General features: G+C 60.1%; 14 protein-coding genes. 4 read left to right on the forward strand and 10 right to left on the reverse strand.

The genetic code is table 11. The features are described from left to right. Positions 1-10: 10 nt before the first annotated feature. From thrC to KI237_RS05070, 4 genes are all read right to left on the reverse strand, one after another. On the reverse strand, positions 11-1264 hold the full coding sequence (gene thrC, locus KI237_RS05055) for a threonine synthase (RefSeq protein ID WP_212799052.1): 1254 nt from the start codon (positions 1262-1264) through the stop codon (positions 11-13). A gap of 94 nt (positions 1265-1358) precedes the next feature. Next, the gene (locus KI237_RS05060) at positions 1359-1790 is read right to left on the reverse strand and encodes a Rid family detoxifying hydrolase (RefSeq protein ID WP_003205417.1); all 432 of its coding nucleotides are present in this window, start codon (positions 1788-1790) and stop codon (positions 1359-1361) included. A gap of 29 nt (positions 1791-1819) precedes the next feature. After that, on the reverse strand, positions 1820-2992 hold the full coding sequence (locus KI237_RS05065) for an NAD(P)/FAD-dependent oxidoreductase (RefSeq protein ID WP_212799053.1): 1173 nt from the start codon (positions 2990-2992) through the stop codon (positions 1820-1822). Next, entirely contained in the window at positions 2989-4194 is a 1206-nt protein-coding gene (locus KI237_RS05070; protein ID WP_212799054.1) for a benzoate/H(+) symporter BenE family transporter, read from the reverse strand. The genes KI237_RS05065 and KI237_RS05070 overlap by 4 nt, the downstream gene beginning before the upstream one ends. Before the next feature lie 342 nt (positions 4195-4536). Between KI237_RS05070 and KI237_RS05075 the strand changes: the two genes are divergently transcribed. Then, entirely contained in the window at positions 4537-5928 is a 1392-nt protein-coding gene (locus KI237_RS05075; protein ID WP_212799055.1) for an aminotransferase-like domain-containing protein, read from the forward strand. A 66-nt stretch (positions 5929-5994) separates the two neighbouring features. Here the strand turns inward: KI237_RS05075 and KI237_RS05080 are convergent, their stop codons facing one another. Beyond that, the gene (locus KI237_RS05080; RefSeq protein WP_212799056.1) at positions 5995-6255 is read right to left on the reverse strand and encodes a YebG family protein; all 261 of its coding nucleotides are present in this window, start codon (positions 6253-6255) and stop codon (positions 5995-5997) included. Positions 6256-6576: 321 nt separating this feature from the next. Here KI237_RS05080 and KI237_RS05085 point away from each other — a divergent pair, with 321 nt between their 5' ends. Then, positions 6577-7077: a phosphate-starvation-inducible protein PsiE gene (locus KI237_RS05085; protein ID WP_212799057.1), complete on the forward strand. Its 501-nt coding sequence runs from the start codon at positions 6577-6579 to the stop codon at positions 7075-7077. Here the strand turns inward: KI237_RS05085 and KI237_RS05090 are convergent. Then, the gene (locus KI237_RS05090) at positions 7074-7391 is read right to left on the reverse strand and encodes a DUF3509 domain-containing protein (RefSeq protein WP_212799058.1); all 318 of its coding nucleotides are present in this window, start codon (positions 7389-7391) and stop codon (positions 7074-7076) included. The two genes, KI237_RS05085 and KI237_RS05090, sit on opposite strands and share 4 nt — an antisense overlap. Positions 7392-7899: 508 nt before the next feature. Here KI237_RS05090 and KI237_RS05095 point away from each other — a divergent pair. Then, the gene (locus KI237_RS05095) at positions 7900-8310 is read left to right on the forward strand and encodes an HPF/RaiA family ribosome-associated protein (RefSeq protein ID WP_212799059.1); all 411 of its coding nucleotides are present in this window, start codon (positions 7900-7902) and stop codon (positions 8308-8310) included. A 226-nt stretch (positions 8311-8536) separates the two neighbouring features. Here the strand turns inward: KI237_RS05095 and KI237_RS05100 are convergent, their stop codons facing one another. Beyond that, positions 8537-9412 (reverse strand): helix-turn-helix domain-containing protein, encoded by an 876-nt coding sequence (locus tag KI237_RS05100; RefSeq protein WP_212799060.1) that lies wholly within the window; start codon positions 9410-9412, stop codon positions 8537-8539. Positions 9413-9548: 136 nt separating this feature from the next. Between KI237_RS05100 and KI237_RS05105 the strand changes: the two genes are divergently transcribed. Continuing rightward, on the forward strand, positions 9549-10451 hold the full coding sequence (locus KI237_RS05105; protein WP_212799061.1) for a DMT family transporter: 903 nt from the start codon (positions 9549-9551) through the stop codon (positions 10449-10451). Between the two features lie 56 nt (positions 10452-10507). Here KI237_RS05105 and KI237_RS05110 read toward each other — a convergent pair whose 3' ends face one another. The 3 genes from KI237_RS05110 to KI237_RS05120 all read right to left on the reverse strand — a co-directional run bounded on the left by KI237_RS05110 (position 10508) and on the right by KI237_RS05120 (position 12846). Further along, positions 10508-11479 (reverse strand): 2-hydroxyacid dehydrogenase, encoded by a 972-nt coding sequence (locus KI237_RS05110; RefSeq protein ID WP_212799062.1) that lies wholly within the window; start codon positions 11477-11479, stop codon positions 10508-10510. 208 nt (positions 11480-11687) lie between these two features. Continuing rightward, positions 11688-12437 carry a YkgJ family cysteine cluster protein gene (locus tag KI237_RS05115; protein ID WP_212799063.1) on the reverse strand — a complete coding sequence of 250 codons (750 nt, stop codon included), beginning with the start codon at positions 12435-12437 and terminating at the stop codon, positions 11688-11690. Positions 12438-12516: 79 nt separating this feature from the next. Next, complete coding sequence (locus KI237_RS05120; protein WP_212799064.1) at positions 12517-12846, reverse strand: hypothetical protein; 330 nt, start codon at positions 12844-12846, stop codon at positions 12517-12519. Between the last annotated feature and the right edge of the window lie 34 nt (positions 12847-12880).

Raw genomic sequence — 12880 nt, forward strand, 5'->3', positions numbered from 1 at the left:
GTGCGATTCCTTAGATAAGCGCTTCGGCCAGCGGCGCAGTTACGTGGTGCGGCAACACCCGTGGCTGGTTTTTGGTCGAGTCGGATAGAAAAATGGAGGTGTCTTTCAAACCGCTGCCGGTGATCAGGATTACGGCGGTCTGCGGTGTGTCGGGGTGTGTTTCGGCGTACTTGAGCAGACCGGCGAAGGCACTGGCAGCGCCGGCTTCTGGAAACACGCCAGTGCTGGCGGCCAATCTCGACGCGGCGGCGACAATGCTCGGGTCGCTGACACAGATGAACTCACCGCCGCTGGCGGTGACCGCACGCATGGCCTTGAGGCGATCTCGCGGCAGCGCCACATTGATGCTGCTGGCCAGGCTGGTGGGGGGCCGGCGTTCGGTTTTCTGCATCGAACGGTCGTTGCACCAGGCGCGGTACATGAAGTTGCTGTGCTCGGCCTGCACGCCGATCAGACGTGGGATGCGTTCGATCCAGCCCAATTGCAGCAAGTCGAAAAAGCCTTTGTAGACCGAGCCCAGGATGCAGCCGTTGCCGACGGGCACGAACACCAGGTCCGGCACCTGCCAGTTGAGTTGTTCGCACATCTCGAAGGCGACGGTTTTCTTGCCTTCGCTCATGTAGGAGTTGATCCCGGTGGTGCGGTTGTACCAGCCGTGCTCTTCGCAGGCGTTGAGGCATTGTTCGAAGGCTTCGTCATATTGCCCATCGACCAGTACGATCTCGGCGCCGTAGCCCTGCATCTGCGCGAGCTTTTCGCGGGGCGCGCTCTTGGGCAGGTAGATGACGTTGTGCAAGCCCAGGCTGGCGCTCATCCCGGCCAATGCCGAAGCGGCATTGCCGGTGCTGGCAACCGCCACAGTCCGCGCGCCGGATTGCATCGCGTGGGCCACCGCCAGGGCGCTGGCGCGATCCTTCAACGACCCGGTCGGTTGCCGCGATTCGTCTTTTACGAAGACTTTGATCCGGGCGCCTTTGCCGAGCAATTCCGGGCGCGAGTACAGCGGCGTGTTGCCCACCAGTAACGGTGGAATGAACTGCGTCGAGTTCAACGGCATCAAGCGGTCGTAGCGCCACATGCCACGGGCGTGGTCAGGGGCCAGGCTGTCCCGGGACCATTCGCGCTTGAGTGTCGGGTAATCGTAAAGCGCGTCCAGGGCACCATCGACTTTGCAATGAGGGCAGTAATAACTGACCTCATGGGGCTGGTAGCTTCGATCGCAAACCAGGCACTGCAATACATACTCTCTGTACGAATTTTTCATGGTCACCCTCTGAAAGTGCGCTGTGCTGGTGCTTTCCTTGCCAACGTCGGTCCGGCTCACCGGACCGACGGGCACTCCGCTGACAGAAGGTGTTTCAGATCACCATGATGGCGTCGATGGCAACCAGGGTGTTGCGTGCCAGAGCACTGGCGCCGGCGGTGGTGCGGGCCGGGTAGGGTTTGGTGAAATACTCTTCCATGACGCGGTTGAGGGTCGGGAACTCACTCAGGTCAGTGATGAACGCCGTGACCTTGACCACGTTCGCCAGGGTGCCACCTGCCGCTTCGGCCATTTGCACCAGGTTGTCGAGGGTCTGGCGCAATTGGCCTTCGAAATCCTTGGCCAGCACTTCGTTGTTCAGCGCCGAGACCGGGGTCTGTGCCGACAGGTAGATGGTCTGCCCGTGACTGACCTTGATGCCCTGGGAATAGGTACCCAGTGGCAGTGGCGCCTTGTCGGTGAAAATGACGTTCTCTTCGCCCAGGAAAGGTTTGGCGGCGGGCTGGATTTGAGCGGTGGTTTGCATAGTGACGTTCCTTGTTAAGTGGATGGGGGTTAGTGCAAATCGGCAACCTGCTTGACGGCCAGGCTGGAAAACTCCTCGTCGCGGCAACGGGCTGGAGAAAAATGCTGGTAGTTGAGTTGCAGCGCCGCCAGGTCGTCCGGCATGGCGATGCCCAGCGCCGCATGGCTGCACAAACGTGCAATGGCGGGCGCGGCCTGGATGCCGTAGCCACCGAGGGCGGCGAGCCAGATAAAACTCTCTTGCTGCGGGTCCTGGCCGAGCACCGGCGAGCGGTCGGCGACGAAGGTTCGCAGCCCCGCCCATTTGTTGATGATCGAGCGCGGGCGCAGGCGCGTGGTGTTTTGCAGGCGATCCATGGTGATGGCCAGATCAAGTTCTTCCGGCAGCGCGTCGCAGGGTAACGAAGGGCTTTCATCGCAGGGAGAGACGATCAGCCGCCCGGCTTCAGGCTTGATGAAAATATCCTCGTCGACCGTGCCCAGGTAGGGCGTGTGATGTACGTCGCACTGTGGATCGACCGCCAGCACGGTGCGCCGTAACGGTCGGACACCGACCTTGGGCACGCCGCAGCGCTCGGCGAACTCATCGGCCCAGGCACCGGCGGCGTTGACCACGATGGCGGCCTGCAATTGCTGGCCGTCCTGGGTGTGCAAGCGCCAGTGCCCGTCGCGATATTCGCCACGCAGCACTTCGGTCTCGCGCTTGACCACACCACCGCGGGCACGCAGCCCACCGAGGTAGGCGCCGTGAATACCGTGCACATCCAGATCGAAGGCGCTGGGCTCGTAGATCCCGGCGCTCCAGGCGCCTTCGGCGAGGTAGGGGACTAGCTCTTGCACCTGCTTGTCGTCGAGCAGCTCGGCCGTGGGCACTTGCCCCAAGACAGCACTGAAACGCGCTTTGAGTTTGTCCACCCGTGCTGCCTGGGCCACGATCAGCGCGCCCCGGGGCGACCATAGCGGATGCTCGGCCAGGCCCTCGGGCGGGTTCTCGAAAAAGCGTCGGGACGCGCAGGTCAGTGAACGGATCTGTTGGTTGCCGTAGCTTTCCATCGAGATCGCGGCTGAACGCCCCGTGGTGTGATAGGCCAGTTGCTGTTCCTGTTCGAGCAGGCAGACGCTGCCATGGGCTGCCAATTCATAAGCGACAGACACGCCGGCGATGCCGCCACCCACCACAATGAAGTCGTAACGAGCGGTCATGGTCGGCTGCCCTCGGCGATAACGGCGGCTTTGCGTTCGCGGGTATAGGTCAGCACGAAGTGCGCCACGAGGCCGAAGATCAAGCCCCAGAACGCGGCGGCCAGGCCGAGGAAACTCATGCCCGAAGCCGTCACCAGGAAGGTGATCAGTGCAGCTTCGCGTTGTTTCTCGTCAGCCATGGCGCCGGTCAGCCCGGCACTGATCGCGCCAAACAAGGCAAGGCCGGCGAGGGAGGCGATCAATTCTTTCGGCAATGCGGAGAACACCGAGGCCAGGGTGGCGCCGAAGGTCCCCATCAGAATGTAGAACACCCCGCAGGCGATCCCGGCCATGTAGCGTTTGTCGCGGTCTTCGTGGGCTTCGCGGCCGGTGCAGATCGCTGCGGTAATGGCCGCCAGGTTCAAACCGTGTGAACCGAACGGGGCCATCAGGATCGAGCCAATCGCGGTGACCGAAATGATCGAGCGTGCTGGCGTGTTGTAGCCCGAGGTGCGCAACACCGCCATGCCTGGCACGTACTGGCCGGTCAAGGTCACCAGCGCCAATGGCAGGCCGATGTTGATGATTGCGTGCCAGCTCCATTCAGGGGCGATGAAGACCGGCTGGGCCACGGCGATGGTGATCGAGGTGCTGTTGAGTTCACCGAACGCGGCGGCCACCGCGCAACCGACGATCAGCACCGACAGGATCGCGTAGCGTGGCGAAAAGCGCTTGAAGATCAGATACGCCGCGATCATCGCCAACACCAGCGCCGGCTGCAGCTTGATCGACGTGAACAGCTCGGCGCCGAAGCGGAACAGGATGCCGGCGAGCATGGCAGCGGCAATGGCCTTGGGCAGGCGGCTCATCAGTTTGTCGAACGCACCGGACAGGCCGACCAGCGCGATGATCACCGACGCCACCACATAGGCACCGATGGCCTGGGGCAGGGTCACGGTGGGCAGCATCGACACCAGCAACGCTGCACCCGGTGTCGACCACGCGGTGATGACCGGAACACGCAGGCGCCAGCTCAGGATCAGGCCGGTAATCCCACTGCCAATGGAAATGGCCCAGATCCATGAAGACACCACGTCGTTGGGCAGGTGCGCTTCCTTGGCTGCCTGGAACACGATGATGAGCGGGCCGGCGTAGGAAATGATCACGGCGATGAAGCCTGCGATGATCGCCGACAGAGATAGATCCTTTCTGAATGTGTCCATGATGTCTCGACTTGGCGCGACAGGAGCGCGCAGTGAATGATTGAGTCGATTGCTTCGATTCGAGATCAGTGTATTTGAATGAATTGAGTTGATTCAATAGGAGGCAGGAGTGTTACGAAATATTTTTCTGTCGCGGCGGGCTGTTTTTGCGATTTTTATGCATTAACTATTTGATTTTAAATACTATTATTTATTGTAAAAATTTCTTCAGGTCGCATTGAGAAACGATTCAATAATCGTATCAATCGATTCAATGTGTCATTTGTGTCGAATTATTAGTTGCCTAACCTCCATGTGATATGCTCGGATATTCATCATTTCTACGATGGGCAGTGATCATTCATGTGGGTTCCCCAGCTAAGCGAGTTCAGCCAACCGATGTATTTGTCGATTGCCGATGCATTGGCGCGCGATATCAACAACGGTGTGCTGAACGAGGGCGATCGCCTGCCGACCTTGCGGGAGCTGGCCACCACCTTGAATGTCACGCCGGGCACCATCAGCCGGGCCTATAGCGAAGCTCATCGGCGTCGGTTGGTGCAGGGGGAAGTGGGGCGTGGCACCTACGTGCTCAACCAGAAGCAGCTGGAGCTGCCGGCCAGCAACAGTGCCGCCGCGCCCCTGAACCTGGGTCAATCCGAACTGCTCGATCTTTCGATCATCAAGCCCTACAGCGAAACCCTGGAGTACTGGTTGCGCGGCGCACTGGTGGGCATGGCCAAGAGCACCGATTTCGCGCGCGCACTGGATTACGCGCCGGATGGCGGTCACCCGGCGCATCGCGAGGCAGGGGCACAATGGTTGCGTCATTCATTGCCCGACGCGCAATGGCAGCAAGTGGTGATTACGGCAGGGGCCCAGCATGGCTTGATGGTTGCGATGAGCGCCCTGACCAACGCCGGTGACCTGGTGCTCTGCGAAGCGCTTTGCTACCCGGGCATCATTTCCCTGGCCCACGGCCTTGAGCGTCGCCTGCGTGGCGTGCCGATGGATGACGAAGGCATCATTCCCGAAGCGTTGCGCGAACTGTGTTTGCGAGAGAAGCCAGCAATGCTGGTCTGCGTGGCGACCTGCCAGAACCCGACGGCGGCGATCATGTCGCAGAAACGTCGGGCTCAGATCGCCGCGCTTGCCGAAGAATTCGACTTCATCATCCTGGACGATGATATCTATGGCTTCCTGGCCACCGATCCGGCGATCAAGCCACTGTCGGCCTTTGCGCCGGACCGTTCGGTGTACCTGACCAGCCTGTCGAAATCGGTCATGCCGGCGCTTCGCGTCGGTTATATCTACAGCCCGCCGAAACTGCTGTCGCGCCTGACCTCGATGGTGCGCAGCAGTGTCTGGATGCCGTCGCCATTGACCGCGCAGTTGGCCAGCAATGTGATTACCGAAGGCCTGGACAAGAAACTGATTCGCATCCAGCGCAACGAGGCGGCGGGGCGACAAGCGATCGCGCGGGAAATCTTTGCCAATTTCGAGCTCAAGACCCAGCCATATTCCTATCACGTCTGGTTGACGTTGCCGGAGCCGTGGACCAGCGACGAGTTCACCATGCTCGCCCGGGCCAACGGCGTATTGGTGCTCAGCGGCACCCAGTTCCAGGCTGAGCGCTCGGGGACCACCCGGTGTGTACGGCTGGTGTTGATGTCCCCCACCAGCCAGGATGAACTGCGTTTCGCCCTGACCAAGCTGGCCAGCCTGATCGATTCAGACCCACGTCGTTATTACTGAAAAAGATCGCAGCCTTGGGCAGTGCCTACGCGGTGTAGGCGCTGCCCAAGGCTGCGATCTTTTTGGTCATTCGTCCGACGGATTGAGCAGTTCGGACAAGGCGTCCGGCTGGCTCTTGAATGCCTTGGCGAACACATCACGATTCTTCGCCATGTAGATCCCGGCTTCCTCGACCTGTTGCTCGCTCAGCGATGGAACGGCTTTTTGCAACACATCTGCCAGCAATTCGGCGAGTTCCAGCATTTTGTCATGACGGTCAGCTTCGGCTTTATCCATGAACAAGCGCTCCAGATCTCGGCTGCTGCGGTATACCACTTCGACGGCCATTCACCACCTCACATGCCTTCACATTGGTTGTCTTTGTGACTACTGTATTTATATACAGGCAAAAGAATAAGCGAATCCTGTTGCTTTGGATAGTGGCTTTTTAATGTAGACCGGTTTCTGCATGTGAGAGCAAGGCGTGTGGGAGTAAAAGCTTGTGTGGGAGCAAAGCTTGCTCGCGATAAGCCGCATGAAGCTCACAAAAGTGCCAGATACCAGCCTATCGCCATCTCACCCTCAGTCGCTGGCCTTTTTTCTGCATGCAGAACAACCGTCACGTCCAACCCGCATCATCCGGTCGAGTCGACCTAAGGAAACTACATCGTGAAAATCAACTGGGCCGAGAACCTGCGCCAGAACGTCCATCAACTGGCCGAATCCCTGGGAAACCTGTTCGTCGAGACCTTCCACTACCTGGCGCTGTTCGCCATCGGTGCGGTGACCGCATGGGCGGCGGTGATGGAATTCTTGCAGATGATCGAAGCAGGACACATCAAGATCGATGACATTCTGCTGCTGTTCATCTATCTGGAATTGGGGGCGATGGTCGGGATCTACTTCAAGACCAACCACATGCCGGTGCGGTTTCTGATCTACGTGGCGATCACGGCGCTGACACGGCTGCTGATCTCCAATGTTTCCCATCACAACCCGCCAGACCTGGGGATCATCTACCTGTGTGGTGGCATCCTGCTGCTGGCGTTTTCGATCCTGGTGGTGCGCTACGCTTCGTCGCAGTTCCCTTCGGTGAAAATCGAGCACCCGCACCGTAAGGTAGGCGCGGGCTCCAGCGAACATGCCGAAGTGGAGAAAGGAGAAATCTAAAGCCCGGCGGCAGAGGGTGCCGGTCCCTGTGCATGCGGTGGTGGCAGCTTGATGTTGTTGCCGCCGGTCATGGCTTCGAGAATAGCCACGGCGCTGTGGCCCTGCTCGATGGCGATACCGAACTGAATGCTTTGCACCAGGCGCTTGAGCCGCTCCGGGTCGTTGCGCTGCTGGGCGCTGATCATGCGTTTGGCGACGACGCGTCCGCTCTTGGACAAGGTCAGCATGATGCTGCCGTCCAGGCCCTGGATACTCAGGTTGATTTGATACTGCGGCGCAAAGGCGTCGGTAATGATCTGAAAAGGGTTGTCCATGATGCGTCACCGCCTGATTGAACGTGCACTTGTTGACCGGCCGTGATCGGGATTAGTTCGCAACACCGGACCATCGGCCATTCCATGATCGTATTCATCTCAAGATTCCGGGGCCAGGCAGGCCTCAAGATCAAAAGATCTCGGCCCGCGGCAGCTCCTACAGGGAGTTAGCAAGTGGCATGCCGGAAAAACTGTCGGACAATGATTCCGGAGTCTAAGCGTCAAACGCTCTGGAATGCGGCTGTGGCCACTGCCCGTTTCGGGGCAATAACGCGCGGATGTTCGTTGACGGTGCGGGAGGGGGAGGCGATTTGCGGTGGGTAGGCAGGGCAGGGGTAACTCCCGACATTAACAGCGCTTTTGCCTGTTGTCTGGCTTTATTTGCGTATGAATATTTATCTTTTTCTAGGGGTTGAATTGTTCTTCCACCAGCCCGACTCTGTATTCAAGGGGCCGTTGCATCAACGTCGACGGCCTCCGGCGAGCTAGCTGAAATAAGGGATGAACTATGCAAATCCAAGTCAACAGCGATAACCATATTCAAAGCAGCATCCGACTGGAGGAGTGGGTACGTACTACCATCGAAAGCACGCTCGAACGTTACGAAGAGGACCTGACACGGGTCGAGGTTCATTTGCGCGATGAGAACGGCGACAAGCCGGGTCCCCATGACCTGCGTTGCCAGCTTGAAGCACGGCCGAAGGGCCATCAGCCGATTTCCGTGACGCACAAGGCCGAATCGCTGGAACTGGCGATCGAAGGTGCGGCCACCAAACTTGAAAATGCCCTTGAGCATTTGTTCGGCAAACTGCGCGGCAAGCGCGCCGCCATTGAGAAGCCGAGTGAATCCGTAGCCTTGGCCGATGCGATGCTGGAAGAGGAATTCCTGGAAAACGAACGGGCCACGCTTCACGGCTGAAATCTTGTTCATTTCACTTGCGACTGAAAAACGGGCCTGCGATCGCAGGCCCGTTTTGTTTTTATGAGTGGCCAGTTATCGGGGTTGGCTGAGCCGGTGATGCTGAGTTTGCTGCCGTCATCGCGAGCAAGCTCGCTCCCACACTGGAGCCAGGGTGGTCAAAAACTCCCGAATTCGACGCGCCCTCCTGTGGGAGCGAGCTTGCTCGCGATGGCGATAGCCGACGCTAGCGCAAAAACGCCTGCCGATACTCCCCAGGCGTCGCGCCCAAGGCTTGGCGGAAACGATGGGTGAAGTGGCTGGCGCTGGCAAATCCGCAGGCCAGCGCCACGTCGCCCAGCGGTTGTGAGGTGGTGCGCAGCAAATGCCGCGCGCAGGTCAAGCGCCTAGCCAGCACATATTGATGAGGCGGCAGCCCGAAGCTTTCGCGGAACATTCGCGCGAAGTGGTATTCGGACAACGCACACAACGCCGCCAATTGGCCGAGACTGATGGCGTCGGCCAAGTGGCTGTCGACGTAATCCACCAGCAACCGTCGTTGATGCGCGGCCAGGCCGCCTTTGAGGCGAAGTCCCTGGCGCTGGCCCACCTGGCTGAGCAGCAGGTGATTGAGCAGGTCGTGGGCCAGGCTAGTGGTTAGCAGGCGTTCACCGGGTTCGTCCCAGTTCAGCGCGATCAACTGGCGAAAACGCTGTGCCTGTCGCGGGTCGTCGAGGAAGGTTTCCTCGTGCAGTTGCACCTGTCGGGGCTCGCGGTCCAGCAGCGTGACGCAACCCAGGGCAAATTGTTCAGCACTGAAATACAGGTGGGCGAGGCGAATGTCGCCGTTGATGACCCAGGCTGATTCATGCCCGGCCGGCAGGATGCAGAGTTTGTCCGGTGCCCCCGTGGTGTCGGGACGCTCGCGGCGAAACGTACCGGTGCCGCCAGCGATGTAGCACGACAGCGTATGGTGCGTTGGCGCCTCGTAGTCCTGGGCGTCGTGGTGATTGCTCCACAAAGCGGCCGCCAAGCCGTCCCCGAGCTCGGCGCTGTGCTCCAGGCGAGCATTGGGCGAGCTGTTGAGGGCTTGAAAGACTTGCAGGGTTTGCAGGGTGGACATGAGCGGTTCTCCAACGCTTGCATCCTACTCCGTCGGCCGATCCTTGCCAGCCTGTCAGCCGACAAAACCGCAAGTTTACGCAAGCGCCGGGTCAATGGCAGCGGGACACTGAGCGTCATTGTCAGGAGCCGTCACCATGAACCTCTCGTTGTACCTGCTTACCGTGCTTATCTGGGGCACCACCTGGATTGCCCTTAAACTGCAGTTGGGCGTCGTCGCCATCCCCGTGTCGATTGTCTATCGCTTCGGCCTTGCGGCCCTGATCCTGTTTGCGATGCTCTTGCTCAGCCGGCGCTTGCAGGTGATGAACCGGCGCGGCCATTTGATTTGCGTTGCCCAGGGCCTGTGTCTGTTCTGCATCAACTTCATGTGCTTTCTGACCGCCAGCCAGTGGATTCCCAGTGGGCTGGTCGCCGTGGTGTTTTCCACCGCCACGCTCTGGAATGCCCTCAATGCCCGTGTATTCTTCGGTCAGCGGATCGCGCGCAACGTGCTGATGGGTGGCGCCCTGGGGCTGCTGGGCTTGGCGCTGCTGTTCTGGCCGGAGCTGGTCGGCCATAGCGCAAGCCCGCAAACCTTGCTTGGCTTGGCGCTGGCGTTGCTGGGGACCTTGTGTTTCTCGGCAGGCAACATGCTGTCGAGCCTGCAACAGAAGGCCGGCCTCAAGCCGTTGACCACCAATGCCTGGGGCATGGCCTATGGCGCGGCGATGCTGGCGGTGTGGTGCGCATTCAAAGGCATCCCGTTCGATATGGAATGGAACACGCGCTACATCGGCTCACTGTTGTACCTAGTGATCCCGGGGTCGGTGATCGGCTTTACTGCCTATCTGACGCTGGTGGGGCGCATGGGACCGGAGCGGGCGGCGTATTGCACCGTGTTGTTCCCAGTGGTGGCGTTGAACGTATCGGCGTTTGTCGAGGGCTACCTGTGGACGGCGCCGGCATTGGTGGGGCTGGTGTTGGTGATGCTGGGTAACGTGCTGGTGTTTCGCAAGCCTCGGCCAGCGCCTGTCAACGGAGCACTGGGCACGCGCTGAGCCAGCCATAACCGTGGCGAGGGAGCTTGCTCCCTCGCCACGGTATGTATTGCGGATTACTTCCAGACTTGCGGGTTGACCAGGTGCTTCGGTTGCTCGCCCAGCAAGGCACTGCGCAGGTTATCCACAGCCAGATCGGCCATGGCGGCGCGGGTTTCGTGGGTGGCCGAGCCGATGTGGGGCAGGGTGACGGCGTTTTTCAACTTGAACAGCGGCGATTCGGCCAGCGGTTCTTTCTCGTAGACATCCAGCCCGGCACCGCGGATGCGATTGTTCTGCAGGGCTTCGATCAGCGCCGGTTCATCCACCACCGGGCCACGGGAAATGTTGATCAGGATGGCGCTCGGTTTCATCAGGCCCAGTTCACGCTGGCCGATCAGATGGCGGGTCTTCTCGCTCAAGGGCACGACGAGGCAGACGAAGTCCGCTTCGGCCAGCAACTGATCCAGCTCGCGAAATTGTGCGCCCAACTGGTTTTCCAGTTCGCTCTTGCGGCTGTTGCCGCTGTAGAGGATCGGCATGTTGAAGCCCAGCCGGCCACGCCGGGCAATGGCTGCGCCGATGTTGCCCATGCCGACGATACCCAGGGTCTTGCCATGCACATCGCTGCCGAACAGTTGCGGGCCAACTGTCGCCTGCCATTGGCCAGCCTTGGTCCAGGCGTCCAGTTCGGCTACGCGCCGGGCGCTGCTCATCAGCAGGGCGAAGGCCAGGTCGGCGGTGCTTTCGGTGAGCACGTCGGGGGTGTTGGTGAGCATGATCCCGCGCTCATTGAAGTAGGCCAGGTCATAGTTGTCGTAGCCCACCGATATGCTCGATACCACTTGCAGGTTCGCGGCGCCTTGCAGTTGCTCGCGCCCGAGTTTGCGACCGACCCCGATCAGCCCGTGGGCGTGGGGCAGGGCTTCGTTAAACTGTGCGTTGATATCGCCCTTGGACGGGCTCGGCACGATAACGTCGAAGTCCTGTTGCAGGCGCTCGACTACCTGGGGCGTGATACGGCTGAAGGCAAGTACGGTTTTTTTCATCGTGCAAGGCTCGTCGGGGAGAAGATACCAAGCACGCTAACATTCCTGGCGCGGGTTAGGCGAGAGGGGAAAGCGATTGAATGTAGCGAATCCCTTGTGGGAGCGAGCCTGCTCGCGATGGCGTTGCATCAGTCACATAGAGGAGGCTGACAGACCGCTATCGCGAGCAGGCTCGCTCCCACGGGGCTCTACTTCATTCTTTGGATATCTACGCCGCCCGCAGAGAAATAAAGGCGTAATTGGCCGGCGCTTCGGTGACGACGCGCGCACCGCTGTCGGTGACTTGGCGAGCAATGTCATCTCCGGACAAGTGGAACTGCCACTCGACAGTCTCTTGCTGCAAAGGCTGCGCGCGGACCTGGTCGATGGCGTTGGCGAATGCGCTCATGTCTGGCAGGTACGCGGTGAACCCGTCGCCCTTGAGCGCGGTGGTGTGGATGCCCAGGGACGCGCAGATGCGTTCCTTGGTGCCGATCTCGTCACGATCGGCCTGGCGTGAACGCTCGATCAATCCGGCCAGTTCCTGGTCCACCAATTGACCTCCAAGGATCAATTGCGGCCCTGTTTCCCATGACTCCGGTGGACAATCCTTGGCGGCGGTATTGAGCGGGATGTGCGGGTTGATTTCCATGGGGTAGATGCGGCAAACCAAAGGCCTGCGTTCGTAGATACCGCACAGGTTGTCGGCGTTCAGATTATGGCAGGGGCCGGCGTTATAAGCGGCGAAGGTGATCGCCACGAGGGCTTTGCTCTTGCCGCTACGGACCACCGCCGAGCGTCGTTCGGCGTGCTCTCGTTGCGCTGCTGGCAGGCCGAGGCCATTGGGCAGGAAGGCCTCGATCAGGACAATCACCTGGCCGCCGTCATTCGCCCACATCCTGGCTTCGTCGAGCGTCAGGGGAACGTGATGGCCTGTGCAGCATTTACCGCACCCTACGCAGGAAAACGTTGTGTTCATTGATCGACCGAAGGCAATAGGCTGGAAGTGGCGACAGAAAAACGCCGCGATGAGCCTGGCGAAGCAAGTTATGCGCCATTCATTGAGGGGCATCGGTCGAGCGGATCGAGTCCCATTCGGTCACGAAGGCGGTCCTGGTTTTTTTGCGGTAGAGGCACAGCTCGGTGCCCGTCGCGCCCTTCATGTGTTTTTGCGCGTACTGGCCTTGCAGTAATAGTGCGGTGTAGCCCACCCGGTCGTCGAATTGTGCGGCGGTGCCGACGGGTTTGGGGTCTTTAAGGTTGCTGGCCTTCAGGCAACTGGCGAGCACTTTCTTGTCGTAGGCGGCCCAGGCGTCGGGGCTGGAGGCCTGGGCCTGAAAGGCCACTGCGGCAGTGAGGCCGAGGAGAATCAGCGCAGGGTTTTTCATCAACAATGTCCTTGTTCAGGGGAACCTGAGCGCA

It is taken from the genome of Pseudomonas sp. St316 (assembly GCF_018325905.1).
Classification (GTDB): Bacteria; Pseudomonadota; Gammaproteobacteria; order Pseudomonadales; family Pseudomonadaceae; genus Aquipseudomonas.

Coding starts and splice junctions, on each gene's coding strand:
- thrC (WP_212799052.1), bottom strand. CDS start 1,264: ATGAAAAATTCGTACAGAGAGTATGTATTGCAGTGCCTGGTTTGCGAT.
- KI237_RS05060 (WP_003205417.1), bottom strand. CDS start 1,790: ATGCAAACCACCGCTCAAATCCAGCCCGCCGCCAAACCTTTCCTGGGC.
- KI237_RS05065 (WP_212799053.1), bottom strand. CDS start 2,992: ATGACCGCTCGTTACGACTTCATTGTGGTGGGTGGCGGCATCGCCGGC.
- KI237_RS05070 (WP_212799054.1), bottom strand. CDS start 4,194: ATGGACACATTCAGAAAGGATCTATCTCTGTCGGCGATCATCGCAGGC.
- KI237_RS05075 (WP_212799055.1), top strand. CDS start 4,537: ATGTGGGTTCCCCAGCTAAGCGAGTTCAGCCAACCGATGTATTTGTCG.
- KI237_RS05080 (WP_212799056.1), bottom strand. CDS start 6,255: ATGGCCGTCGAAGTGGTATACCGCAGCAGCCGAGATCTGGAGCGCTTG.
- KI237_RS05090 (WP_212799058.1), bottom strand. CDS start 7,391: ATGGACAACCCTTTTCAGATCATTACCGACGCCTTTGCGCCGCAGTAT.
- KI237_RS05095 (WP_212799059.1), top strand. CDS start 7,900: ATGCAAATCCAAGTCAACAGCGATAACCATATTCAAAGCAGCATCCGA.
- KI237_RS05100 (WP_212799060.1), bottom strand. CDS start 9,412: ATGTCCACCCTGCAAACCCTGCAAGTCTTTCAAGCCCTCAACAGCTCG.
- KI237_RS05105 (WP_212799061.1), top strand. CDS start 9,549: ATGAACCTCTCGTTGTACCTGCTTACCGTGCTTATCTGGGGCACCACC.
- KI237_RS05110 (WP_212799062.1), bottom strand. CDS start 11,479: ATGAAAAAAACCGTACTTGCCTTCAGCCGTATCACGCCCCAGGTAGTC.
- KI237_RS05115 (WP_212799063.1), bottom strand. CDS start 12,437: ATGAACACAACGTTTTCCTGCGTAGGGTGCGGTAAATGCTGCACAGGC.
- KI237_RS05120 (WP_212799064.1), bottom strand. CDS start 12,846: ATGAAAAACCCTGCGCTGATTCTCCTCGGCCTCACTGCCGCAGTGGCC.